We start from the raw sequence: 2807 nt of genomic DNA on the forward strand, positions 1-2807 counted from the left end.
GCACGCAGCGCCAGCTGCTGGTGCTGAGTGCGCTGCTGGTGGGCACGGCGGTGGCGGTCAGCGGCATTATCGGTTTTGTCGGGCTGGTGGTGCCGCACGTGATGCGTTTTTGTCTCGGCAGTGACCACCGCTGGCTGCTGCCGGGCGCGGCGCTGGCAGGAGCGATTCTGCTGTTGCTGGCGGATACGCTGGCGCGCACCGTGGTGATTCCGGCCGAAATGCCGGTCGGGCTGCTAACCAGTCTGCTGGGCGGGCCGTGGTTCCTGTGGCAGATTCTGCGCCAGCAAAGGGGGCTGAATGAGTGAGCAGTTGCAGGCGCGCGGACTGCGGTTTTGCCGGGGAACGCGTACCTTAATCAATGATGTTTCCCTGACGCTGCCGCCGGGCGAAATGGTTGCCCTGATCGGTCCTAACGGTGCCGGTAAGTCGACGCTGCTGCGGCTGCTGACCGGCTTTCTGCACGCGGACGCCGGCGAGTGCTGGCTGGGCGATCGTCCACTGGCGGCCTGGCCACGCGAACCGCTGGCGCAGCGCCGCGCGGTGATGCGCCAGCAAAACAGCGTCACCTTTCCGCTGCCGGCTGCCGACGTGGTGGCGATGGGGCGCGCACCCTGGCCGACCGATAACTGCCAGGCGGTGGTGCAGGAGGTGATGCAGTTAACCGGCAGCGCGCCGCTGGCGCAGAGCGACTATCGCTCGCTGTCGGGCGGGGAGCAGCAGCGCGTGCAGCTGGCCCGGGTGCTGGCGCAGCTATGGCATGACGACGGCCCGCGCGGCTGGCTGTTGCTGGATGAACCCACCTCCGCGCTCGATCTTTACTGGCAGCAGTCTACTCTGCGCCTGCTGCACCGGCTGACGCGCAATGGCCGCTTCAGCGTCTGCGCGGTGCTGCACGATTTGAATCTGGCCTCACTGTGGTCGGATCGGGTGTTGTTGTTACACCACGGCCAGCTGGTGGCGCAGGGCGCATCGCACGCGGTGATGACCGAACCGATCCTGACGCGCTGGTATCAGGCCGACCTGCAGGTGGTTACGCCGCCAGCGCAGGATCGGCCGCAGATACAGCTGCGGCCATAACTGCACCGGGTCAGGGCACCTGGCGGCAATCGACAATCAACCGCCCACGCACCTGGCCCGCCAGCAGCTGTTCTGCGCCTGCGCGCGCCTCACTCAGTGGAATCACTTTGGTCATTTGCTCCAGCAGCGCGCCGTCAACCAGCTCCGCCAGACGCTGCCACGCCTGCTGACGCAGCGGTTTGGCGCACATCACGCTGTCCACGCCGGCCAGCGTAACGCCGCGCAGAATAAACGGCGCAACGCTGGTGGGCAGATCGAGGCCCTGCGCCATGCCGCAGGCGGCGACCACGCCGTCGCGCTGGATCCCGGCTAACACATTGGCCAGCGTGTGGCTGCCGACGCTATCGATCGCGGCGGCCCAGCGCTCTTTCGCCAGCGGTTTGCCGGGCGCGCTCAGTTCGTTACGGTCGATAATCGCGGAGGCGCCGAGCGTATCGAGCAGGTAGACGCTGTCGCTGGCGCGGCCGCTGGATGCCACCACCTCATAGCCGAGACGTGCCAGCAGGCTCACGCTGAAGCTGCCCACGCCGCCGCTGGCACCGGTAACCAGTACCGGACCGTGCTGCGGTGTGATGCCCTGTTTTTCCAGCGCCAGCACGCACAGCATTGCGGTAAAGCCGGCGGTGCCAATCGCCATGGTTTGCAGCGGGCTGAGCGCCGCCGGGACCTTGACCAGCCAGTCGCCGGAGACGCTGGCTTTCTGCGCCAGCCCACCCCAGTGTTTTTCACCCACGCCCCAGCCGGTGAGCAGCGCAACATCGTCCTGCTGCCACTCCGGATGACGGCTGTGGATCACCCGGCCAACAAAATCGATGCCTGGCACCATAGGAAACTGGCGCACAATCGGCCCTTTATTACAGATGGCCAGCGCGTCTTTGTAGTTGAGGGTGGAGTAGCTTACTTCGAGGGTAACATCCTGATCGGGCAATTGTTGCTCTGACAGATCCTGCAGGGATGTGCGGTATCCCTGTTCATCATTTTCAATGACCAGTGCCTTGAACATGCAGCCTCCGGCTGGTTGGGAGAAGTGCGCTCCATAGTACGCTTCTGCCGCAGGGAGTGCCAGGCGGATGGGTGCGGCAGGCGGTCGCTATCATACCGGTGTTACATTCTGCATAACTTTGCGTAATCTTCGACTATTCAGGCAGTTAAAAATAGGCGCCTTAACTATTATTCATGTAAATCAATGAAGTAGCGCGTTGGCGTTCTGCATCAAAATTCCGCCCTGATTGGTTGTTCCCGGTAAAAAAAGATGCCATCATGTCGCCCGAATTTCTTCCCCATCTTCATCGCTGAGGACGCCGCCATGTCCGGTACAATGCACATCTGCACTTGTCGCCGTGCGCTTCATGACAAGCGCGCCTCTGTCATCTGTTGTTCGCATTTCCCGCTCACCATGCGGTGAGGCTACGCCCCGTTCGCTGTTGGATATGAGTAAAGACAGACGCGATCTGGCTTTACTGATGTCTATCGGTTGCGGCCGCCGGACGTTATTCGCCGGGGAAATTTCCTCATTGCTGTGCCACTGGCACCCACTCATCCTTCATTACGGGGATTTGTGTTATGAACCCATTGAAAATTGCTGCCAGCGTAGCGGTAGCGCCAAGCCTGAGTCTCAACACCGCGCGCGACGTGGTGACGCTGGATAATACCGATTTCACCGACGTAGCCGCGGTAGTGGTCTCGCTGGCCGATACACGCAGCGGCGTGCTGACGCTGCTGCGCCAGAC

The 2807-nt window shown here is 62.7% G+C and carries 3 protein-coding genes; 2 read left to right on the plus strand and 1 reads right to left on the minus strand.

Translation table 11 applies throughout. The features are described 5' to 3' along the window. A partial coding sequence (locus ERD80_RS15180; RefSeq protein WP_136547473.1) for an iron chelate uptake ABC transporter family permease subunit occupies nucleotides 1-305 on the plus strand: 305 nt, incomplete at its 5' end. Beyond that, nucleotides 298-1077, plus strand: a complete 780-nt coding sequence (locus ERD80_RS15185; protein WP_136547475.1) for a heme ABC transporter ATP-binding protein — start codon at nucleotides 298-300, stop codon at nucleotides 1075-1077. The genes ERD80_RS15180 and ERD80_RS15185, both read left to right, overlap by 8 nt. A gap of 10 nt (nucleotides 1078-1087) precedes the next feature. Here the strand turns inward: ERD80_RS15185 and ERD80_RS15190 are convergent, their stop codons facing one another. Beyond that, the gene (locus ERD80_RS15190; RefSeq protein WP_136547477.1) at nucleotides 1088-2080 is read right to left on the minus strand and encodes an MDR family oxidoreductase; all 993 of its coding nucleotides are present in this window, start codon (nucleotides 2078-2080) and stop codon (nucleotides 1088-1090) included. Nucleotides 2081-2807: the final 727 nt, after the last annotated feature.

The organism is Pantoea sp. R102, assembly GCF_004916815.1.
GTDB classification, from domain to species: Bacteria; Pseudomonadota; Gammaproteobacteria; order Enterobacterales; family Enterobacteriaceae; genus Pantoea; species Pantoea dispersa.